Below are 20,335 nucleotides of genomic sequence, written 5' to 3'. Positions count from 1 at the left end.
CACCGGCTCGCGCTCTGTCATCTCTGCTGGTGGTCGTCGCGCGTGATCGCGTACAGGACCTGGTCGTGCCAGCGCCCCTCGCGCCACTGCGCCTGCCGTACGACGCCCTCGCGGGTGAAGCCGGCCTTCTCCAGCGTGCGCTGCTCGGCGACGTTCTCCACGTCGGTGTTGGTCTGGATGCGCTGCGCCCTGGTGTGGTCGAACAGGTAGGCGACGATCTGGCGGTGCGCCTCGGTGCCGATGCCGCGGCCGCGGAAGTCGGCCAGGACGCGGATGCCGATCGCCCAGCACCACGAGGTGCCGGGAGGGCCCCACAGGAGCTTGGACCACTCGATGCGGCCCGCCACCTTGTGGCCGTCGCAGACCGTCAGGACGCCGCCCTCTTCGCCGAGCATGCCGTCCTCGGCCAGGCGCCGGCGCGGCGCGACGGGGTTGCGGTATCCGAACCACTGGTGGACGCCGGCGCCGTCCTGGCCCTGGAACTCGGCGTCGAAGACGTCGAGGTCGTGCGGCTCGACGGGGCGGAGGATGACGCTCATCAGCGGCCCTGGTTGGCGACGGCCTCGATGGCGGCCTTGGCCGCCTCGGGGTCGAGGTAGCGGCCGCCGGGCGTGACCGGGCGGTAGTCGGCGTCGAGCTCGTAGACGAGCGGGATGCCGGTCGGGATGTTGAGGCCCGCGATGGCCTCGTCGGAGATGCCGTCAAGGTGCTTGACCAGGGCGCGCAGGGAGTTGCCGTGCGCGGCGACCATCACGACCTTGCCGGAGGCCAGGTCGGTGACGATCTGGTCGTACCAGTACGGCAGGGCGCGGTCGATGACGTCCTTGAGGCACTCGGTGCGCGGCATGAGCTCGGAGGGAAGCGACGCGTAACGGGCGTCGCCCGCCTGGGAGTACTCGTCGCCGTCGGCGATCGGGGGCGGGGGCACGTCGAAGGAGCGCCGCCACAGCATGAACTGCTCGTCGCCGAACTCCGCCCGGGTCTGGGCCTTGTCCTTGCCCTGCAGCGCACCGTAGTGGCGCTCGTTGAGCCGCCACGAGCGCCTGACCGGCAGCCACTGCAGGTCGGCGGTCTCCAGGGCCAGGTTGGCGGTGCGGATCGCCCGGTTCAGCAGGCTGGTGTGCACCACGTCGGGCCGGATGCCGGCCTCGATCAGCAGCTCACCGGCTCGCCGCGCCTCGGACTCGCCCTTCGCCGACAGCGGGGCGTCGACCCAGCCGGTGAACAGGCCTTTGACGTTCCATTCGCTTTCGCCGTGCCGTACCAGCACCAAAGTAGCCATGAAGGCCATCCTAGGGAGCCGCGAAGCGGGCGAAGGCCTGGAGGTTGGCGGTGGACTCGCCGTTCTTGAGCCGCCAGGCCCACTCGCGCCGGATGGAGGAGGCGAAGCCCAGCTCAAGGGCCTTGTCGAAGCCGTCGTCCGCGTAGGTGAGGACGCAGCCGAGCAGGCGGTCGATCTCATCAGGCGAGATGGCCGTCAGCGGGACGCGCCCCACCAGGTACACGTCGCCGATGGGGTCGAGGGCGAAGTGCACGCCGTACATGGAGCCGTTCTTGGTCAGCAGCCACCTGTAGAACTCGGTGTGGTTCTCGTCGGGCTGGCGGCAGAAGAAGGCCTCGACGTGCAGCGCCTGTTCCCCGACGATGAGCCAGGTCATCGTGGCGAGCTTGTGGTGTCCGGGCAGCTTGACCAGGAAGTGGCCGGGCCGGGGCTCCTCGAACGAGACGTCGAGCTCTTTCAGGATCTCCCTCATACGGCAACCCTAAGAGACGCGTTGGTGACGGCTCCCGCGTACACCTCCATGAGGCGCGCGGCGGTGGCCGACCAGCCGAAGGCGGCGGCGTGGGCGCGTGCTCCTGACGACAGCCCGTCGCGCCAGCGCGGGCTGGTGACGAAGCGGGTGAGCACGGAGGCCCAGTCCTGCGGGTCGTGGCTGTCGACGAGGACGCCGGAGACCCCGTCGCGTACGGCGGTGCGCAGGCCGCCCACGGCGGCCGCGGCGACGGGGGTGCCGCAGGCCTGCGATTCGAGGGCGACCAGGCCGAACGACTCGTTGTAGGACGGCACGACGGTCACGTCGGCGGCGCGGTACCAGTCGGCGAGCTCGTGCTGCGGCGCCGGGGGCACGAGCCGTACGACGTCGGAGATGCCCAGCTCGCAGGCGAGGTCGACGAGCACGTCGGGGCGGGCCAGGCCGTTGCCCGACGGCCCGCCGACGCACGCGACGACCAGCCGTTCGCGCAGCGAGGGGTCCTCGATGAGCATGCGGGCGGCGGCGCGCAGCAGCACGTCGGGGGCCTTCAGCGGCTGGATGCGTCCGACGAAGAGCAGCACGTGCGCGTTCTGTGGCAGTCCGAGCCGGTGCCGGGCGGCGCCCTGTGAAGCGGGCTGGAAGACGGTGAGGTTGACGCCGGGGTTCACCACGGCGACGCGGTCCTCGGGCGCGCAGTAGAGCTCGCGCAGTTCGAGCGCCTCGTCGGCGGTGTTGGCGACGAGGCGGTCGGCCACCTCGACGACCTGCTCCTCGCCGAGCACGCGTGCCTGCGGCTCTGGCCTGTCGCCCTTGGCCAGGAGCAGGTTCTTGACCTTGGCCATGGTGTGCATGGTGTGCACGAGCGGCACGCCCCAGCGTTCCTTGGCCAGCCAGCCGACCTGGCCCGACAGCCAGTAGTGGGAGTGGATGACGTCGTAGCGGCCGGGCTCGTACATGGCCTCGGTCCGCAGCACGCCCGACAGGAACGCGCACAACTGCGCGGGCATGTCCGCGCGGTCCAGTTCCTCGTACGGCCCCGCGGTCACGTGACGCACGGAGACGCCGGGCGCGAGCTCGACGACGGGCGGCAGGTCCCGGCCGGTCTGCCGGGTGAAGATCTCGACCTCCACCCCCAGCTGCGCGAGCCGTTTTGCGGATTCGACGATGTAGACGTTCATGCCACCCGCGTCGCCCGTGCCGGGCTGATCGAGTGGTGACGTGTGCATGCTGATCGTCGCGACCCGGTTCACGCGTCTGCGCCGCACCGGACATCACCTCCAAAAGGTTGCTAACCAACCAGGTCAACGCGACATTCCCGGCACATTATGGTTGGCCCCATGAAGAAGACGGCTGTGGTGACCGGCGCCAGCAGCGGGATCGGCGAGGCGACCGCCCGCAGGCTGGCCGCTGAGGGATTTCACGTGGTGGCGGCGGCCAGGCGTGGTGACCGCCTGGAGAAGCTCGCGTCCGAAATTTCGGACATCACCCCCTTTGTTCTCGACGTTACGTCACAGGAATCCGTCGACTCCCTGGCGGGGTCCCTGGAGCGCGTCGACGTGCTCGTCAACAACGCCGGAGGCGCGATCGGCCTGGAGTCCGTCGCCGAGGGGCGCATCGACGACTGGCAGCGCATGTACGACACCAACGTGCTCGGCTCCCTGCGCATGACCCAGGCCCTGCTGCCCAAGCTCGTCGCCACCGGCGACGGCGTCCTCGTCATGCTGACGAGCGTCGCCGGGCTGGTCTCCTACGAAGGCGGCGGCGGCTACTGCGCCGCCAAGCACGCCCAGACCTCCATGGTCGAGACCCTCCGCCTGGAGCTGGTCGGCCAGCCGCTGCGCATCATCGAGATCGCCCCCGGCATGGTCCAGACCGAGGAGTTCTCCCTCACCCGCTTCCGCGGCGACTCCGAGCGCGCCCACAAGGTCTACGAGGGCGTGCCGGGACCGCTCGTCGCCGACGACGTGGCCGACGCCATCGCCTGGACCGTCACGCGGCCCTGGCACGTCAACATCGACCGGCTCGTCATCCGGCCGCGCGCCCAGGCGGCGCAGCACAAGGTCCACCGCGAGAATTAGTCCCATGGCCAAACCGGTCGGGACGATCACGCGCGGCACCACGGGTGTCAACCGGCTGCGCCGTGCCGACCGGTGGATCATGGCCGCCCACGGACACCTGCTCAGGACCGCCGACCGGCCCCTGGTCGTGGACCTGGGCTACGGCGCCTCCCCCATCACGACGCTCGAGCTCTTCCAGCGCCTGGGAGGCGCCCAGGTCGTCGGCATCGAGATCGACCCGGCCAGGGTCGCCGTCGCCAAGCCGTACGAACGGCCCGGCCTGAGCTTCAGGCTCGGCGGGTTCGAGCTGCCCGTCGACCGGCCGCCCACCCTGATCAGGGCCTTCAACGTGCTCAGGCAGTACGGCGAGGCGGAGGCGTGGTCGTACTGGGAGCTGCTCACCGGCAAGCTCGCCCCCGGCGGGATCCTGGTGGAAGGCACCTGCTCGGAGACCGGCCACCGGGCCGTGTGGGCGGGACTCGACCGCGAGGGGCCGCGCACGCTCACCTTCTCCGCCCGCTTCGACGCCTTCGAGCGGCCCTCCGACCTGGCCGACCGGCTGCCCAAGACGCTCATCCACCGCAACGTGCCGGGCGAGCGCATCCACACCTTCCTGCGCGACTGGGACCGGGCCTGGGCGCACGCCGCGCCGTACGAGAACCACGGACGGCGGCAGCGGTGGCTGCGGGCGACCGGGCTGCTGGCCCAGGAGTGGCCGCTCTTCCGCCACCCTCCGCTGGGCGGCCGGGCGCGATGGCGGCTCGGTGAGCTGAGCGTCCCATGGAGCTGCGTCTCGCCGTGAACTCGGCGATGATGGCGACCATGCAGTTATCCGAGGTCGCCGGATATCGGGTGGTACGCACGCTGGGTGAGGGCGGGCAGGGATCGGTGTACCTGGGCGTCTCGCCCGACGGTCAGCACGTGGCCATCAAGGTGCTGCACGCGACCGTCGCCCGCGACGAGGCCGCCCGGCGGCGCTTCCTGAACGAGGCCGGGCTCATGCGACGGGTGGCTCCCTTCTGCACCACCCGGGTCCTCGACGTCGGATTCACCAGCGGCGTGCCCTACATCGTCAGTGAATACGTGCCCGGCGAGTCGCTGGAGAGCCTGGTGGCCAAGCAGGGCCCGCGGCGCGGGTCGAGCCTCGACCGGCTGGCGGTCGCGACGCTGACCGCGCTGCAGGCGATCCACCAGGCGGGCGTCGTGCACCGCGACTTCAAGCCGAGCAACGTGCTGATGGGCTCGGAGGGCCCGGTCGTGATCGACTTCGGCATCGCCAAGGCTCTGGACGCCGCCTCGACCACCACGGCGATCATCGGGACGCCCGCGTTCATGTCGCCCGAGCAGATCACCGGGCGCGACATCGGGCCGGCGTCGGACATGTTCGCCTGGGCGGCGACCCTCGTGTACGCCGCGACAGGGCGCTCGGTCTTCGGGCGTGAGACGACCCACTCGGCGATCTACGCCGTCATGCACGAGCACGACGACCTGCCCGACATGCCGGAGCCGTTCCGCCGGATGGCGCTCGACTGCCTGAACAAGGACTGGCGGGCCAGGCCGGGCGCCGGCGACCTGCTGCGCTTCCTGACGGGCACCCCCGCCCCCGCGCCGGTGGGTCACACCCTTCCGCCTCCCGTCCCAGCCCCCAGGCGGTGGCTGATCCCCACGGTCGTGGCCGGGGTCGTCGTGGTGGGCGGAGCGGCCGTGCTGCTCTCCGTCGACCGGGGCGGAGGGCCGGGCGGCCAACCCGTGAACGCGGTGATCAGCTTGGCCTCGGGCTGGCGGCTGACCGTCACCGGCCTGGAGGTCGAGCGCGACGGGGTGCTCCTGCGCATCCGCTACGACAACCTCGAGAACCAGACCAACAGCCTGGTCTGCAGCTCCTCCACCGGGGGCTCCTACCTGGACTTCGGCGACAGCCGCGTCGCCGCATCGAGCACCTTCTGCTCCGGCCGGATCGGACAGAACATCTCCGTGGGTGCGAGGCAGAGCCTGGACAGCTGGGGCCGTTTCCCCGTGGCGGGGATGGCCGGGCGCGAGTTCACCGTGCAGTGGTTCGACTGGATCTCCACGGGCGCGAAGATCAAGGTTCCCGGCGGGTGAGATATGTCTCCCCGCCTGCCTGCTCGACGCTCTGTAGTACTACGCTGGTGAGTGTGAAGGGTCTAGGCGAGCTCGAACGCAGCATCATGGACATCCTCTGGGCGGAGAACACTCCTCTGACGGCCCGAGAGGTCGGCCGCCTCATCGCGGAACGCGATCTGGCGCCCACCACCGTCATGACCGTTCTGGACCGCCTGACCCGTAAAGGCTTCCTTGAGCGCACCCGCGACGGGCGGGCATGGCGTTACGAACCGGCGGAAAGCCGCGACTCCTACGTCGCCGAGCTTATGCTGGAGGCTCTCGACATGACGGGCGACCGTTCGGCCGCCCTCGCGCGCTTCGCCAAGGCCGTTTCCGGCGACGAGGCGGAGATCCTGCGCAAGGCGTTGTTGGAGCTGGAGGAAGAGTGATCACCGCGGCGGTGCTGGCCGCGCTGGCCCTGGGCTGCGCGCTCGGCGCCTGGCGCTTCACTTCCGCGCGGTGGACCTATCGCGCTCCTCGCGTGGCGATCCTCCTGTGGCAGGCGCTCGGCGTCGCCTGGGGGCTGGCCAGCGTGGGCGCCCTGCTGGCCTATGCCGTACAGCCCTACGACCAGGGCGTGCTCCAGGGTCTGATCTCCTTCGCGGGCGGCGGCTCGCCGGCGGCGTCGTGGGATCTTCCGCACCTGCTCGCGCTCATCGCCGGGTTGTCGCTGCTGGCCGTCCTCATCGCCGTGACCGTCTCCGCCGGGGTCCAGACCCTGCGTGCCCGGCGCCGCCACCGCATGCTGCTGGCGCTCATCGCCCGCGAAGACCCCGAGATCCCCGGCGTGCGCGTGCTCGACCACCCGAGCGCCGCCGCCTACTGCGTGCCCGGCTGGAACTCCGAGGTGGTCGTCAGCGCGGGCACGATGGAGTTGTTGTCGCAGGACGAACTGGCCGCGGTGCTCGCCCACGAGGCCGCGCACGTGCGCGAGCGCCACGACCTGGTGTTGCTGCCCTTCGGCGCGCTGCGCGCGGCGCTGCCGTGGTCGAAGGTGGTCGCCGAGGCGCAGGCGCAGGTCGAGCTGCTCATCGAGATGGCCGCCGACGACTGGGCCCGCCGTCACGTCTCGCCCCGCCGCCTGGCGACCGCGCTGCTCAGGTTCGGTACGGCAGGCGCGATGCCCGCCCCGCACGGCATGCTCGGGGCGCAGTCCCACGTGATGGCGCGGGTCGACCGGCTGATCAAGCCGGGGCCCGACCTGTCGCGCGGGATGCGCTACGGGATCCTCACGTTTTGCGTGATTCTCACCACATCTGCCCCGTTTTTGTGGGTAATCCCGCTCTGACCTGCGCTAACTGCTGCTAGCACTCCGTTTGCAATTGCAAGCACCGCGAGGCAGACTATGAGGCATGGCACTACCCAAGGTCGGCTCGATCGGTGAATACATCCGCGAGCAACGCCAGCAGGCGAAGATCTCTCTTCGCCAGCTCGCCGAGCAAGCGGGTGTCTCCAATCCGTACCTGAGCCAGATCGAGCGGGGCCTGCGCAAGCCGAGCGCGGAGATCCTGAACCAGATCGCCAAGGGTCTGCACATCTCCGCCCAGGCGCTCTACGTGCAGGCGGGCCTCATCGAGGACCGCGAGCCGCCGAGCGACGTGATCGCCGCGATCAGGGCCGACGCCTTCATCACCGGGCGCCAGCGCCAGGTGCTGATCGATATCTACGAGTCGTTCCGCAAGGAGAACCGCCCCACCGAGGGGCCGGATGACGCGGACGACGAGTCGCCATTGCCAGAGGAGCTTCTCTCCGCGATCGAAGCGGTCACCTCAAGCAACGGCACCCGTCACCAGTCCACCCAGGAGGGGTAACCAATGACGCTCGCCACCGAGGTCAAGAAGCTCACCGATTCCAAGCCGTTCTACGCCGTCGCCGGCGCCGGCGACTTCCTGGTCGAGAAGCTCCGCGAGCTTCCCGGCCAGCTGCAGAAGCTCAGCACCCAGGTCAGCACCGGCGAGCTGGCCCGCGAGCTTCCCGAGAAGAGCCGCGCCGCCGCCACCAAGGCCGAGGACCTCGTCCGCGACCTGCCCAGCAAGGCCCGCGTCTACGCCGACCAGGTCAGCTCCGCCGCGACCGACATCTACGAGGCGTCGGTCACCCGCGGCCGCAAGGTCGTCAGCAAGGCCAGCGGCGAGGCCGCGCTGGAGCTGGAGGAGGTCTCCGTGGCCGCCGAGCCGCCCAAGGCCGCTCCGGTGAAGAAGCCGCGCGCCACCACCACCAAGCCGACCACCAAGGCCTGACATTTCGGAAGAGCCCGTCCCCCTGGGGACGGGCTCTTCGCGTATAGGCTGGGGTTCGGTCGCAGCGAGGACGAGCGGGAGAGACGATGGGTCTGATCAACGGCGTATTCAACCTGCTTTTTCTGGTGCTCGCCGCCGTCATCTTCGGCATGTCGATCTACGCCTTCGCCCATGCCGCGCGCGTGCAGCCCAACGCCTTCCTCTCGGCGGGCAAGCTCAAGAAGCCGATCTGGCTGCTCATCACCGGCCTGGCCGCCCTCTTCTCCGGCGCGGGCGCCTACAGCTACCTGCTGGCCTTCCTCACCGTCGGCACGCAGCAGTTCATCGGGATCGGCCTGGGCCTGTTCTCGATCGCCGCGGTGATCGCGGCGACCATCTACATCGTCGACGTCAAGCCCGCCGTGAAGGGCATGGGCGGCCGCGGCGGCAACCAGGGCCCCTACGGCCCCTGGTAGGCCGTCAGCTCTTCAGCTCCTGCGCCAGCCACCGCGCCAGTTCGCGGTGGCCCGCCGCCGTCGGGTGCACGCCGTCGGGCAGGACGTGTCCCGTCCACCGGCGGCGCATCGGGTCCACGAAGTGCACACCCTCCCTCTCGGCCACCTCGGCGAGCGCGTCGCGCACCGCGAACGCCTTGGGCGGGGGCTTGCCCATCCACAGCGGCCCCACCATGACGATGCGGGTCTCGGGCCACTGGCCGCGCACCGCCCACAGCAGCGACGAGGCCGCCTGCCGTACTTTCAGGGTGGTCCACCGGCGGTCGTTGTGGCCGCCCGAGAGGATCACCAGGTCGGGGGCGGGGCGCCAGGCCAGCTCGGCCTCGAACGACTCCTGGAAGTTGCGGCCGACGCGCCCGCGGTTGACGTAGCCGGTGCCGCCCGCACCCGCGATGACCGGCTGCCATCGCAGCAGCCTGGCGGTCTCCGAGGCGTAGCTGCCCCAGGCGGGCACCGGGCCGGAGCCGACGGTGAAGCTGTCGCCGACGACCATCATCACGGGGGCGGCCTTCTGCATGACGGGCGTGGGCACGGGGTCGGCGGCGGATTCGCCGATGGCGTAGGTGCAGCCCGAAATGAGAGCACATATCGTCAACAGTGCGGCGGCCGGTCCCTGCGAACGGCGGGAAACAAGGCCGCGCATGACCACCTCGATAGCTCTAGGCTGCCGACATGAGCTTCGATCTCCACGGACGCACGCAACGGCTCGAACTGGCCGACCAAGGGTTGCGGACCTTCGAGGCAGTCGTGCTGGACGCGACGCCCGACGGGATCGTCTTGAGCAGGTCGGCATTCTATCCAGGAGGCGGCGGCCAGCCCGCCGATCACGGAGTTCTCCTGTGGCTGGGCGTGGAAACCCGCATCGTCGGCCTGCGCAAAGGCGACGATCTCTACCTGATTCCGGCAGAGGGCGACCCCATCCCGCCGGTGGGCACGACCGTCGAGGCGGCGGTGGCCGACGAGCGGCGCAGCGCGCTGATGCGCACCCACTCGGGGCTCCACGTGTTGTGCGGGGTCGTCTTCCGCGACTACGGCGCGCTGGTGACCGGCGGCAACATGGAGCCGTTCACGGCCAGGATGGACTTCAACTTGCCCGAGGTGCCGCCCGGCTTCAAGGAGGCCGTCGAGGCGGCCTGCAACGCCGAGATCCAGGCCGACAGGCGCATCGACGTCAAGGTGCTGCCGCGCAAGGAGGCCTTCGAGATCCCCGACATCATCAGGACCGCCACGAACCTGGTCCCCGAGGAGGTCGAGGACGTCCGCATCGTCGACATCGTCGGCCTCGACACCCAGGCCGACGGCGGCACCCACGTGGCCTCGACGAGGCAGATCGGCCGCATGCGGGTCGCCAAGATCGAGAGCAAGGGGCGCGGTTTCCGGCGCGTGCGCCTGGAGATCGGCGACTGACCGTGGTGGGTGTGTGAAGGGAAGGCGTGAAACCCACCCCGCGTGATGGGGTCGCCACTCTATGCTTCCCCTCGGGGCTGCGGCCCGGTCAGGGGGTGATCGGCCGGCAGCCCCCTTTCCGGGGGTGCGCGGAGTCCCACCCCCGCCTTCCTTTTCTCACCACGACGGGGGCCCGGTGACAACCTCTTCTTCGACTTCCTCTGTGTGCTCGACGTGCACGGGCGTGCTGCCCGCCGACCACCCCGAGGCGTTCACGCCGGAGCGGGCGCACCTGATCATGGCCCACGGCTACTGCTCCTGCCGCGCCGACGACGTCCTGACGGCCGGGGCCGATTCGCCACCGGCCGTTGACTCGTTGTCAATCGCCGCTTCGTAACCTGTTCCCCGTGTCTGGCCGTCGCGGTGCGCAGGCCGTCGACGGCCAGGCAACCAGAAGAACATGCGGAAAGAAACGTGCCGCAATCGCGCCTACCGTGGCAGCATGCGAGCACTGAACCGCACCTACCTGCACCGGCAGCTCCTGCTGGAGCGCCACTCGATGCCCGCGCTCGAGGCGGTCAGGCACCTGATCGCCCTCCAGGCCCAGGAGCCCAACTGGCCCTACCTCGGCCTCTGGACCCGCCTGCGCGACTTCCGCCTCGACGAGCTCACCGAGCTGATGGACGGGCGGCAGGCCATGCGCACCACCCTCATCCGCACCACCCAGCACCTGGTCGCCGCCGACGACCTGCGCTGGCTGCGCCCGACGGTCCAGCGGGTGCTGGGCCGCACGAGCCTGACGCCCTACTTCACAGGGGCCCTCCAGGGCATCGACGTCGACGAACTCGTCGACGCGGCGCGGGAGCTGCTGGACGGCGAGGTCATGACCCGCAAGGAGCTGGGCGCGCTCCTCGGCGAGCGGTATCCAGGGCGCGACGAGCGCCTCCTGGCCGCCACGGCCGAGCTCATCCTGCCGATGTACCACCCCTGCTGCACGTGGGGGCGCTGGGGCACGCGTCCGGGCCAGACGGTCGCGCTGGTCGGCGAGATGCGGGCCCCCGACGTCAGGCGCATGGTCGAGCGCTACCTGGCCGCGTACGGCCCCGCCACGGTGATGGACGTCCAGGCCTGGTCGGGGCTGACGAAGCTGCGCGAGGTGATGGACGAGATGCCGCTGAAGCGGTCGGGCACGCTCTACGACCTGCCCGACATGCCTGAGATCTCGCCTGACGTCCCGGCGCCCGTGCGGTTCCTGCCCGCCTTCGACAACCTGGTCCTCGCGCACAAGGACCGCACCAGGATCATCTCCGACGCCGACCGCAAACGGGTCATCCACGGCGCCGGCATGGTCAGGCCCACCTTCCTGGTCGACGGGTTCGTGCACGGCATGTGGGCGATCAAGGGCAAGGCCCTGCGCGTACTGCCGTTCAGGCCCATGCCCGACGAGGACGAGGTGTACGGCGAAGCCACGCGGCTGGCCGACTTCCTGGGACTGGCCAAGGTGGAGCTCACGTGAGTCCGATTGCTCCAATGGTGTTACGCATGGTCCCCCTGAGGTGGGTTGTACCCAGATACGATGTCCGGCCATGAGGGGAACACTCGCTGCTGTACTGGGGGCCTTGCTGGTGTCCCTGACCGCCGTACCCACCCCGGCCGCGGCGGAAGGCGCGCCCATCTCCGTCGAGGTGACGATGGAGCTGCGCAAGGACGGCGTGCTCCACGTCAAGGAGAAGATCACCGGCAGCGGCCCGATCAAGCGGACCATGCTCACCCGCACCCGCTACGACGACGACAACGACCGGCTCTACCAGGTCACCGGCGCCCAGGTGGAGAGCGTCACCGCCCCCACCACGCTGGAGTACGACGTCAAGGGCGCCATCGCCCAGGCCGGCGACATCGAGGAGCTGCGCTGGTTCGCCGTCAGCGGCTGGAACGTCCCCGTCGAGAAGGCGACGGTCAAGGTCACCGCACCCGCCCAGATCCAGAACCTGTCGTGCTTCGCCGGCGAGATCACCTCCGCCATCGGCTGCACCTCCGCCTCGATGGACCACACCGGGCTCGACGCCGACTTCGAGCAGCAAGGACTGGCGCCCGGCCAGACCCTGACGATCGTCGTCGGCTACCCCAAGGGCACCACCGGCGCCGCTCCCCTGCTGGACAAGCGTTTCTCGCTGGCGAGCGCCTTCACGCTCAACACCGTCACCGGCGGCGCGCTCGCGGGACTGCTGATCCTGCTGCTGGGCGGCATCGGCCTCGTCTACTGGACGCGCGGGCGCGACGCCCGCCTGTCGCACTCCGGCGAGGCGGTCAACCCGGTCCAGGACGGGCACTTCTCGCCGCCCGACGGGGTACGGCCCGGCCAGATCGGCACCCTCGTCGACGAGCAGGCTGACGTGATCGACGTGACCGCGACCATCGTCGACCTGGCGGTGCGCGGCTACCTGCGCATCGACGAGCAGCCCAGGGGCGCCTACGACGCGCCCGACTGGATGCTGGTCAAGCGGCCCAACGCCCCGGTCGGCTCGCTGCTGCCGTACGAGAAGCTGCTGTTCGACGCGATCTTCGACGGTCGCGACTCGGTGATGCTCTCCCAGCTCAGCGGCACCTTCGCGCAGAGCATCGGCAAGGTGCGCGACGCGCTGTACCAGGACGTCGTCACCCAGGGCTGGTTCGCCAGGCGTCCCGACACCGAGCGCACCCGCTGGACCACGATCGGGCTCATCGTCCTCGGCCTCGGCCTCGCCGCGACGGTGGCGCTGGCCTGGTTCACCACCTACGGGCTGATCGGGCTCGCCCTGATCATGGCGGGCGCGGCCCTGACCATCGGCGGGCAGTACATGCCGGCCAAGACCGCCAAGGGCTCGGCGGCGCTCGCCCACACGATGGCCTTCCGCGACCACCTGTTCTCCGGCGACCTTTCGGCGGTGCCGCAGCAGCAGCGGGTCGAGCTGTTCTCCCGCTACCTGCCCTACGCGGTGATCTTCGACGGCGTGGAGCACTGGTCGCGCGTCGTCGCCTCGATCACCCAGCAGGGCGACAACCTGTACTGGTACCACGGCCCCGCCGAGTGGGACCTGTCGAAGTTCGCCGGGTCGATGCGCACCTTCACCACGACCACCTCCGGCGCCATCTCCAGCACCAGGCAGCTGCGCTCGATCTAGAGCCTGATGAGGCCCCGCTCGACGGCCGCCGTGACCGCGGCCGTGCGGGTCTCGACGCCCAGCTTGCCGTACACGTGGTTGAGGTGGGTCTTGACCGTGGCCTCGGTGATGAACAGGGCGCGGGCGATCTCCTTGTTGCCCGCGCCTTTGGAGAGCAGCTCCAGGATCTCGATCTCGCGGGCCGTCAGCGCCGGGCCGGGGTCGCGCATGCGGCGCATCATCTTGGCGGCGACCTTGGGCGACAGCACGCTCTCGCCCCTGGCCGCGGCGCGGATGGCGGAGAACAGCTCGTCGGGCGGGCTGGCCTTGAGAAGGTAGCCGGTCGCGCCCGCGTCGATGGCCCTGACGATGTCGGCGTCGGTCTCGTAGGTCGTCAGCACCAGGATCTGCGGCTTGCGCGGCAGCTCGCGGATGCGGCGGGTGGCCTCCACCCCGTCGGGACCGTCGCCGAGCTGCAGGTCCATCAGCACCACGTCGGGCTCGCGCAGCGCCACCAGGCGAAGCGCGTCGTCGGCGTTCTCCGCCTCGCCGACGATCTCCATGTCGGGCTCGCCGTCGAGCAGCGCCTTGATCCCCGCGCGCACCACGGGGTGGTCGTCGACCAGGAAGAGCTTCATGCCGGAATTCTGGCAGCCACGGCCGTGCCCTCCCCCGGGACACTCTCGACCACCAGCGTGCCGCCGAGCTCGGCGACCCGGTTGCGCATGGCCTTGAGGCCGTAGCCGCGGCCGGGCGCGCTCGGCGCGTCGAGGTCGAAGCCGGCGCCGTCGTCGACGACGTCGAGCGACACCGCGTCGGGCAGGTACGACAGCGTGACCACCACCCGCGTCGCGTTCGCGTGCTCACGCGCGTTGGCCAGCGCGCCCTGCGCGATGCGCAGCAGCGCCGCCTCCGCCGCCGGGTCGAGGGGGTACGGCGTGCCTTCCAGGCGGAAGTCGCCGGGATTCAGCTCCGACAGAGCCTCGGCCAGCGACTGCCCGCCCAGGGCGGCGGGCGCCAGGTCGCGGACGAAGCGGCGGGCCTCCTCCAGATACTCGCCCGAGGCGCGCTCGGCCTGCCGTACATAGTCGCGGGCCTTGCCCGGATCGTTGTCCCAGACGCGTTCGGCCGCCTGCAGCAGCATGCGCTGGCTGGTCAGGCCCTGGGCGATCGTGTCGTGGATCTCGCGCGACAACCGCTCGCGTTCGAGCAGCACGCCCGCGCGGCGGATCTCCAGGAAGACCGCGATCGTCATCGCGGCCACGCCGATCGGGGCCAGGATCTGGCTCGGGTCGAAGCGGTCGCCCAGGTAGATCTGCACCGCCACCACGACGGCGGTCAGCACGGTCGTGGCCACGATCAGCATCCGCACGCTCAGCAGCCGCATGCACATGAACAGCAGCGGCACCGCGCACCACGAGAACGACGGCGCCACCTCGACCAGGATCAGCCAGCACACCAGGAGGCTGCCCAGCCAGAACAGCCGCACCTTGTGGCTGAGCCGCTGCCAGTAGAGGGTGCCCAGGGTGTAGATGAGGCCGAGCATCGCGGCGATGACCAGCGCGAGCACCGTCTGGCCGTCGAGCGCGTGGCGGAACAGCAGCCGCGAGGCGGACGCGATGAGCAGCAGGTAGAAGCCGGCGTTCATGACCCTGTTCAGCCACACGTTCTCCATCGGTCCCCCCTTTCTCCGCGCAGGTTAGGCCGGGTACGGCAGGCGGGCATCAACCGATCGGTTGAGATCCGCCTCCATCGATTCTCTCCCACAGCTCGATCCGTCTCCCGATGGCGTGGCCGGTCGCGGACGGCATCGTTAGGGGTGTCGAAACGACCTGACCAGGAGGAACACCAATGAAGCTCCGCATCGCCGCCGCTGCCGCCGCCGTCGCCGGTCTCGCCCTCGTGGGTGGCGCCGCCGCCCCGGCCATGGCCGCCCCCGACGCCAAGACCGTCACCCAGCAGAACGTCCTGACCGCCGACGCGGCCATGCGCATCGCCGACGCCGTGCAGAAGGAAGCGGCCAAGCAGAAGCAGCGCGTCACCGTCGCGATCGTGGACCGCTCGGGCGTCACCCGCCTGATCCTCAAGGGCGACGGCTCCGGCCCCCAGACGGAGGAGTCGGCCAAGCGCAAGGCGTTCACCGCCGTGTCCTTCGGCCAGCCCACCAGCAAGCTCGCCTCGAACCAGGCGCTGGCCTCCATCCCCGGCACCCTGCTGCTCGCCGGTGGCGTCCCCGTCGCCGTCGACGGCGCCCCGATCGCGGGCATCGGCGTCGGCGGTGCGCCCAGCGGCGACATCGACGAGGCCATCGCCAACGCCGGCCTCAAGGCCGTCCAGAACGGCCTGGGCTGAGCATGACCCCCTCGGGCCCCCGGCCCAGCCGTCGCGCCCTGCTCCTGGCAGGTCTCCTGCTGGGCGCCGCCGCTGCCTGCGGCGCCCAGCAGGAACGCGGGACCTCGGCCCCCGTTCCGAGCGCGCTGCGCGACAGCCCGAGCCCGGCCTCCGATCCGCCCATGAAAGGATCTACCGTGCTCAACCAACGACTGCTGGCCGCCGCGGCGGCCGGAGACGCCGAAGCGGTGCGGTCGGCCGTCAACGAGGGCGCCGACCTCGAGACGCGCAACGCCCAACGCCAGACCGCGCTCCTGCTGGCCGCGACCGCCGACCACGTCGAGGTGGCCGAGATCCTGGTCGCCGCGGGCGCCGACGCCGACGCGCTCGACCACCGCCACGACACCCCGTGGCTCGTCACCGGCGTGACCGGGAGCGTGGGCATGCTCAAGGCGCTGCTGCCCGCGCGGCCCGACATGACCATCCGCAACCGCTACGGGGGTGTCTCCCTCATCCCCGCGTGCGAGCGCGGGCACGTCGACTACGTGCGCGAGGTGCTCAAGACCGGCATCGACGTCAACCACGTCAACGACCTGGGATGGACCGGGCTGCTCGAGGCGGTCATCCTGGGCGACGGGTCCGGGCCCTACCAGGAGATCGTGCGGCTGCTGCTCGACGCGGGCGCCGATCCGGGGCTGGCCGACAAGGACGGGGTCACCGCTCTGGAGCACGCGCGGACCAAGGGCCAGCGAGAGATCGTCGCGATCCTGTCGGCCGCCTGAGACCAGCCGGCCCGTGCTCGGGCGGTGCGGGCTCGGGCGGTGCGGGCTCGGGCGGTGCGTGCCCGGGCGATCGGGCTCGGGCGATGCGGGCTCGGGCGATGCGGGCTCAGGCGGCGCGGGCTCGGGCGATCGTGCTCAGGCGGTGCGGACCCGCACCTCGCCCACCAGGCGGCCGCCGCCCAGCAGCGGTGTGGCCGCCAGGGCGTCGAGCTCCGGGGCGTCCAGGCCCAGCGACCGCAGCGCCGCCACGGTGACCGGGGTCCTGGCCCGCTGGCCGCCGTCGTCGATCTTCACGGTCCCGGCCCGGCCGTCGGCGAAGACGAACGCGTCGAACGCCTCCGCGCCCACCTTGGCCATCAGGCCCGGCAGCGCCCGCATCAGCTTCGCCTCGGGACGGTGCGTCCCCGAGGTCCACTCGGGGAACGCCGACATCGCCTCGAAGATGCGGCGCTCGTGGCTGCCCCGCTCCGACAGCGGGAAGGCGCGGAAGGCCCGCGTGACCCCCACCATGGAGACGAAGAACAGCGGCGCGCCGCACCCGTCGACGCCCGTCGCCGCCACCCGCTCGCCCGTCAGCTCCTCGACCGTGTCGCGGATGGCGCGCTGGAGCGGGTGCGACGGCTCCAGGTAGGTCTCGGTCGGCCAGCCGTTCAGCACGCAGGTGGCGAGCATGGCGGAGTGCTTGCCCGAGCAGTTCATGAACAGCCGCGACCTGGCGGTGACCGTACGGTCCTCCGGATAGTCCTCGGGGCACTGCAGGGCGCTCTCGTCGAGCCCGGCGCCCGCGAGGATCTTCCTGGCCCCGTCGACGTGGAACGGCTCGCCCGAGTGCGAGGCGCAGGCCAGCGCGAGCAGCTCCCCCTCGAGGTCGAGGCCGCTGCGCAGCATGCCGAGCGCCTGGAGCGGCTTCATGGACGAGCGCGGCGAGACCAGGGTGTCGACCGCCCCGTGCACCGCCACGGGCCTGCCGTCGGCATCCACGGTGAGCATCCGGGCCTGGTGGACCGATTCCACGAACCCCGACCGGACAACCTCGACAACCAGCGACATTTCTCGCCCTCCTTCGCCACGAGTCTATGGGTGGGCCAAAATGGGCTCTCATGCGAGCTGTGGTTCAGCGGGTGAGTTCCGCTTCAGTGGTCGTCGACGGTCAGCCGGTCGGCGCGATCGACGAGGCAGGTCTGCTGGTCCTGGTGGGGGTCAACCACACCGACACCCGCGCGGAGGCCGCCAGGCTCGCCGCCAAGCTGTGGGGGCTGCGCATCCTGCACGGGGAGAAGTCGTGCTCGGACGTGGGGGCGCCGCTGCTCGTGGTCAGCCAGTTCACGTTGTACGGCGACACGCGCAAGGGCCGCCGGCCGACGTGGCAGGCGGCCGCTCCAGGTCCGGTGGCCGAGCCGCTGGTGGAGGCGGTGGTCGAGGAGCTGCGCGGTCTCGGCGCGCACGTCGAGACCGGCTCGTTCGGGGCGGACATGAAGGTGTCGCTCGTCAACGACGGGCCGATCACCCTGGTCATCGACCTGTAAGTGCGCGACGCGAACTGCTCTGCCGGTCGGGCCGGTTCTCCGCCCGGAGGGCCTGGTGGGCGCGTGCCCGGTCAGCGGATGCGGCGGCGCAGCGACGGGTCGATCTGCACGTTGCGACCGGCGTCCGGCGGCACGATGACCTCCTGCGCCGCCGCCACACCCCCGGCCAGCAGCTGCGCGTCGACCGGAACGGTGCGCTTGACCACCGCCAGCGCGATCGGCCCGAGCTCGTGGTGCCTGGCCGCCGACCCGACCTCGCCCACCTGCTGCCCGTCGAGCTCCACGGGCGCGCCGTGAGCGGGCAGCGTGTCGACGCTCCCGTCGAGGTGCAGGAAGACCAGGCGCCGCGGCGGGTGGCCGAGGTTGTGCACCCGGGCGACCGTCTCCTGCCCCCGGTAGCAGCCCTTGGTGAGGTGGACGGCGGAGCCGATCCAGCCGACCTCGTGCGGGATCGTCTTGTGGTCGGTGTCGAGCCCCTGCCGCGGCCGGTGCCCCTCGATGCGCAGCGCCTCGTAGGCCCACAGCCCCGCCATCGGCCTGCCGAGGTGGTCGGCCAGCTCGGCGCGCGGCACCAGGAAGTCTTCGTCGGCGCTGGAGAGCACGGCCAGGTCGGGCTGCGCGGAGACCTCGACGCGCAGCATGAACCGCATCCGGTCGAGGTAGTCGACGAGAGCCGCCGAGCCGCCGGGCTCGACGTGGGCCAGCACGGCCTCGCCGTCGTCGACCATCGTCAGGTGGTGCTCGACCCGCCCCTGCGCGTCGAGGATGAGCGTCTGGGTCCAGGTGCCGGGCTGGAGGTCGTCGACCTTCTGGGAGCTGAGGTCGTTGAGCCACTTGAGCCGGTCGGCCCCGGCGACGCGGACGACCTCGCGGTTGCTGCGGTCGACGATCGCCTCGCCCTTGGCCAGGGCACGCTGCTCGGCGAACAGGTCGCCGTAGTGGGCCGCGACGTCGGCGTCGGGGGCGTTGGCCGCGACGGCGCCTGGGAGATCGAGCAGTGGGCTGCGCATGCCTTCCAGGTTATCGGCACTCCCGGCACTGCCCGAAGACGGTCAGGTGGCGGGCGTCGGCGGCGAAGCCGGCCGTCTCCTCCAGCCCCTTGACCAGCCCGTCGGCCGCCGACAGCGGCACCTCGCCGACCGACCCGCACGAGCGGCAGACCAGGTGGACGTGGTTGGCCTCGGAGGCGAGGTGGTAGGTGGGCGCGCCGTGGCTGAGGTGGGTGTGGGTGACCATGCCGAGCTCCTCGAGGAGCTCCAGGGTGCGGTAGACGGTGGAGATGTTCACCCCGCGCGCGGTCTCGCGCACCTTGGTGCAGATCTCTTCCGGTGTGGCGTGCTCCAGCTCCTTGACGGCCTCGAGGACCAGTTGGCGCTGGGGAGTGACACGGTAGCCCTTGGCGCGAAGTTCCTCGTGCCACGTCGTCTCAGCCATGCCCAGAGAATAATCGCTTGCCGCCCCTCGAACGCTTCGCATAGCTTCTGGGGTACGCGGAAAGGAGGTGGTCCTAACAATGGTGATTCATAGTTGGGCTAGCGAGGTGGCCGTCCGCTAAGGGCGCGAGTCGTCTCGCGCCTCTGAGGCGAAATCGAGACAGCCACCGGAGCCCCGGGTAGCTGGAGGACGGCGACGCAATGCCGTTCATTGGTCCATCCAGCCCGTCCATCCACGGACGGAGAGAGCCCGGGGCTCTTCATTTCTCCGTTTTCAGTGCTCGCCGCGGGCGGCGATGCCCAGCTTGTCGCAGGCCTCCTGGTAGAGCCGGACGACCGCGACCCGCACCTGCGGCCGCTCGGTAATCGTCTCGCCCCACGGCACCCGCACCTGCTCGCCGTCGGCGACGAAGTAGATCGCCTCGGCGTCGGCGTCGCTCATGACCACGTCGCCGGCCTCGGGCCTGCCGCCCAGGCCGCGCACGATGATGCGCGAGTCGTCGGTGTGGTCGTCGTTCATGTGCCGCTTGATCTGGTCGACCACCGCGGGCGTGAAGAGAGTGCTCATCCGACCTTCTTCAGTTCACCGGACATGTGAGAGGTCAGCGGGTGACCCACGGCGGCCATGTCGTAGGCCCACATGAGGTTGCCGTTGACCAGACCATACAGTCGATGTCCTGCTGTGTACTCTTTCGCGGTCTGGGTGCGGGCGACCACGTCGGTGCGCAGCTCGATCTTGTGGAAGACCACCTCGCCCACGTAGATCTCGACCACGCCGGTCGGGTGCGCGAGCACCACCTCGAGCTGGCGCTCCGGCTGCGCGCGCCAGAAGCCGGTCTCGGTGGCCAGCGGCCTGACCTTGGCGCCCGCCTCGTCGAGAAGCCACGTGCGGCTGGTGTAGGCCAGGAACGGCTTGCCGTTGTGGGTGAACTCGATCTCCTGGCCGAAGTTGAAGCTCTCGATCGTCGGGTATCCGCCCACTCCAGCGCCCTCCCAGCGGCCGATGAGGAAGGCGATGTGCTCGAGATCGGGATGTACTTCCATGGTGCCCAAGCCTAGCGTTCGGCC

27 protein-coding genes are annotated in these 20,335 nt (G+C 70.6%); 15 read left to right on the top strand and 12 right to left on the bottom strand.

Annotation, left to right across the window (positions count from 1 at the left end):
* Positions 1 to 17: 17 nt before the first annotated feature.
* The 4 genes from ACIBH1_RS00440 to mshA are packed head-to-tail and all read right to left on the bottom strand — an operon-like array spanning position 18 to position 3,019.
* Positions 18 to 539: a GNAT family N-acetyltransferase gene (locus ACIBH1_RS00440; protein ID WP_397311398.1), complete on the bottom strand. Its 522-nt coding sequence runs from the start codon at positions 537 to 539 to the stop codon at positions 18 to 20.
* Entirely contained in the window at positions 539 to 1,282 is a 744-nt protein-coding gene (locus ACIBH1_RS00435; protein ID WP_397311397.1) for a phosphoglyceromutase, read from the bottom strand. The genes ACIBH1_RS00440 and ACIBH1_RS00435 overlap by 1 nt, the downstream gene beginning before the upstream one ends.
* Positions 1,283 to 1,292: 10 nt before the next feature.
* Positions 1,293 to 1,754 (bottom strand): YbjN domain-containing protein, encoded by a 462-nt coding sequence (locus ACIBH1_RS00430; protein WP_397311396.1) that lies wholly within the window; start codon positions 1,752 to 1,754, stop codon positions 1,293 to 1,295.
* The gene (gene mshA, locus ACIBH1_RS00425; protein ID WP_397311395.1) at positions 1,751 to 3,019 is read right to left on the bottom strand and encodes a D-inositol-3-phosphate glycosyltransferase; all 1,269 of its coding nucleotides are present in this window, start codon (positions 3,017 to 3,019) and stop codon (positions 1,751 to 1,753) included. The genes ACIBH1_RS00430 and mshA overlap by 4 nt, the downstream gene beginning before the upstream one ends.
* Before the next feature lie 72 nt (positions 3,020 to 3,091).
* Here mshA and ACIBH1_RS00420 point away from each other — a divergent pair, with 72 nt between their 5' ends.
* From ACIBH1_RS00420 to ACIBH1_RS00385, 8 genes are all read left to right on the top strand, one after another.
* Positions 3,092 to 3,832 (top strand): SDR family NAD(P)-dependent oxidoreductase, encoded by a 741-nt coding sequence (locus ACIBH1_RS00420; RefSeq protein ID WP_397311394.1) that lies wholly within the window; start codon positions 3,092 to 3,094, stop codon positions 3,830 to 3,832.
* 4 nt (positions 3,833 to 3,836) lie between these two features.
* Positions 3,837 to 4,613, top strand: coding sequence for a class I SAM-dependent methyltransferase (locus ACIBH1_RS00415; RefSeq protein WP_397311393.1), 777 nt, complete (start codon positions 3,837 to 3,839; stop codon positions 4,611 to 4,613).
* Complete coding sequence (locus tag ACIBH1_RS00410) at positions 4,592 to 5,914, top strand: serine/threonine-protein kinase (protein ID WP_397311391.1); 1,323 nt, start codon at positions 4,592 to 4,594, stop codon at positions 5,912 to 5,914. The genes ACIBH1_RS00415 and ACIBH1_RS00410 overlap by 22 nt, the downstream gene beginning before the upstream one ends.
* A gap of 53 nt (positions 5,915 to 5,967) precedes the next feature.
* Entirely contained in the window at positions 5,968 to 6,324 is a 357-nt protein-coding gene (locus ACIBH1_RS00405; protein ID WP_181615753.1) for a BlaI/MecI/CopY family transcriptional regulator, read from the top strand.
* A complete protein-coding gene (locus tag ACIBH1_RS00400) occupies positions 6,321 to 7,223 on the top strand; it encodes a M56 family metallopeptidase (RefSeq protein WP_397311389.1) in 903 nt (300 codons plus the stop codon). The genes ACIBH1_RS00405 and ACIBH1_RS00400 overlap by 4 nt, the downstream gene beginning before the upstream one ends.
* A 64-nt stretch (positions 7,224 to 7,287) precedes the next feature.
* Positions 7,288 to 7,746: a helix-turn-helix domain-containing protein gene (locus tag ACIBH1_RS00395; RefSeq protein WP_397311387.1), complete on the top strand. Its 459-nt coding sequence runs from the start codon at positions 7,288 to 7,290 to the stop codon at positions 7,744 to 7,746.
* 3 nt (positions 7,747 to 7,749) lie between these two features.
* Positions 7,750 to 8,175 carry a hypothetical protein gene (locus ACIBH1_RS00390; RefSeq protein WP_397311386.1) on the top strand — a complete coding sequence of 142 codons (426 nt, stop codon included), beginning with the start codon at positions 7,750 to 7,752 and terminating at the stop codon, positions 8,173 to 8,175.
* Between the two features lie 86 nt (positions 8,176 to 8,261).
* Entirely contained in the window at positions 8,262 to 8,630 is a 369-nt protein-coding gene (locus ACIBH1_RS00385; protein WP_397311385.1) for a DUF2516 family protein, read from the top strand.
* Between the two features lie 4 nt (positions 8,631 to 8,634).
* Here ACIBH1_RS00385 and ACIBH1_RS00380 read toward each other — a convergent pair whose 3' ends face one another.
* Positions 8,635 to 9,312 carry an SGNH/GDSL hydrolase family protein gene (locus tag ACIBH1_RS00380; RefSeq protein ID WP_397311384.1) on the bottom strand — a complete coding sequence of 226 codons (678 nt, stop codon included), beginning with the start codon at positions 9,310 to 9,312 and terminating at the stop codon, positions 8,635 to 8,637.
* A gap of 29 nt (positions 9,313 to 9,341) precedes the next feature.
* On the opposite strand from ACIBH1_RS00380, the gene ACIBH1_RS00375 reads away from it, so the two are divergent.
* The 4 genes from ACIBH1_RS00375 (at position 9,342) to ACIBH1_RS00360 (ending at position 13,216) form a co-directional block, all read left to right on the top strand.
* Positions 9,342 to 10,076, top strand: a complete 735-nt coding sequence (locus tag ACIBH1_RS00375) for an alanyl-tRNA editing protein (RefSeq protein WP_397311382.1) — start codon at positions 9,342 to 9,344, stop codon at positions 10,074 to 10,076.
* A gap of 202 nt (positions 10,077 to 10,278) precedes the next feature.
* A complete protein-coding gene (locus tag ACIBH1_RS00370) occupies positions 10,279 to 10,452 on the top strand; it encodes a hypothetical protein (RefSeq protein ID WP_397311380.1) in 174 nt (57 codons plus the stop codon).
* Positions 10,453 to 10,557: 105 nt separating this feature from the next.
* Entirely contained in the window at positions 10,558 to 11,571 is a 1,014-nt protein-coding gene (locus ACIBH1_RS00365) for a winged helix DNA-binding domain-containing protein (protein WP_397311379.1), read from the top strand.
* Between the two features lie 70 nt (positions 11,572 to 11,641).
* Positions 11,642 to 13,216, top strand: coding sequence for a DUF2207 domain-containing protein (locus ACIBH1_RS00360; RefSeq protein WP_397311378.1), 1,575 nt, complete (start codon positions 11,642 to 11,644; stop codon positions 13,214 to 13,216).
* Here ACIBH1_RS00360 and ACIBH1_RS00355 read toward each other — a convergent pair.
* Positions 13,213 to 13,833 carry a response regulator gene (locus tag ACIBH1_RS00355; protein WP_397311377.1) on the bottom strand — a complete coding sequence of 207 codons (621 nt, stop codon included), beginning with the start codon at positions 13,831 to 13,833 and terminating at the stop codon, positions 13,213 to 13,215. The genes ACIBH1_RS00360 and ACIBH1_RS00355 overlap by 4 nt on opposite strands.
* The gene (locus ACIBH1_RS00350) at positions 13,830 to 14,870 is read right to left on the bottom strand and encodes a sensor histidine kinase (RefSeq protein ID WP_397311375.1); all 1,041 of its coding nucleotides are present in this window, start codon (positions 14,868 to 14,870) and stop codon (positions 13,830 to 13,832) included. Before ACIBH1_RS00350 ends, ACIBH1_RS00355 begins: the two co-directional genes overlap by 4 nt.
* Before the next feature lie 176 nt (positions 14,871 to 15,046).
* On the opposite strand from ACIBH1_RS00350, the gene ACIBH1_RS00345 reads away from it, so the two are divergent.
* Together ACIBH1_RS00345 and ACIBH1_RS00340 are read left to right on the top strand one after the other, a co-directional pair.
* Positions 15,047 to 15,547, top strand: coding sequence for a heme-binding protein (locus tag ACIBH1_RS00345; RefSeq protein WP_397311374.1), 501 nt, complete (start codon positions 15,047 to 15,049; stop codon positions 15,545 to 15,547).
* A gap of 176 nt (positions 15,548 to 15,723) precedes the next feature.
* A complete protein-coding gene (locus ACIBH1_RS00340) occupies positions 15,724 to 16,308 on the top strand; it encodes an ankyrin repeat domain-containing protein (RefSeq protein ID WP_397311372.1) in 585 nt (194 codons plus the stop codon).
* Between the two features lie 135 nt (positions 16,309 to 16,443).
* Here the strand turns inward: ACIBH1_RS00340 and ACIBH1_RS00335 are convergent, their stop codons facing one another.
* Positions 16,444 to 17,358 (bottom strand): asparaginase, encoded by a 915-nt coding sequence (locus ACIBH1_RS00335; RefSeq protein ID WP_397311370.1) that lies wholly within the window; start codon positions 17,356 to 17,358, stop codon positions 16,444 to 16,446.
* Positions 17,359 to 17,408: 50 nt separating this feature from the next.
* Between ACIBH1_RS00335 and dtd the strand changes: the two genes are divergently transcribed.
* The gene (gene dtd, locus ACIBH1_RS00330) at positions 17,409 to 17,834 is read left to right on the top strand and encodes a D-aminoacyl-tRNA deacylase (protein ID WP_397311369.1); all 426 of its coding nucleotides are present in this window, start codon (positions 17,409 to 17,411) and stop codon (positions 17,832 to 17,834) included.
* 71 nt (positions 17,835 to 17,905) lie between these two features.
* Here the strand turns inward: dtd and ACIBH1_RS00325 are convergent, their stop codons facing one another.
* The 4 genes from ACIBH1_RS00325 to ACIBH1_RS00310 form a co-directional block, all read right to left on the bottom strand.
* On the bottom strand, positions 17,906 to 18,844 hold the full coding sequence (locus ACIBH1_RS00325) for a YgfZ/GcvT domain-containing protein (protein ID WP_397311368.1): 939 nt from the start codon (positions 18,842 to 18,844) through the stop codon (positions 17,906 to 17,908).
* Between the two features lie 10 nt (positions 18,845 to 18,854).
* Complete coding sequence (locus ACIBH1_RS00320; RefSeq protein ID WP_397311367.1) at positions 18,855 to 19,268, bottom strand: Fur family transcriptional regulator; 414 nt, start codon at positions 19,266 to 19,268, stop codon at positions 18,855 to 18,857.
* Positions 19,269 to 19,541: 273 nt separating this feature from the next.
* Complete coding sequence (locus ACIBH1_RS00315) at positions 19,542 to 19,835, bottom strand: DUF2470 domain-containing protein (RefSeq protein WP_397311366.1); 294 nt, start codon at positions 19,833 to 19,835, stop codon at positions 19,542 to 19,544.
* On the bottom strand, positions 19,832 to 20,311 hold the full coding sequence (locus ACIBH1_RS00310) for an FABP family protein (protein ID WP_397311364.1): 480 nt from the start codon (positions 20,309 to 20,311) through the stop codon (positions 19,832 to 19,834). Before ACIBH1_RS00310 ends, ACIBH1_RS00315 begins: the two co-directional genes overlap by 4 nt.
* Between the last annotated feature and the right edge of the window lie 24 nt (positions 20,312 to 20,335).

It is taken from the genome of Nonomuraea sp. NPDC050663, assembly GCF_044456985.1.
Lineage (GTDB): Bacteria > Actinomycetota > Actinomycetes > Streptosporangiales > Streptosporangiaceae > Nonomuraea.
Note: the sequence above shows the minus strand (reverse complement) of the source record. Positions and strands in the feature narration are given on the sequence as shown.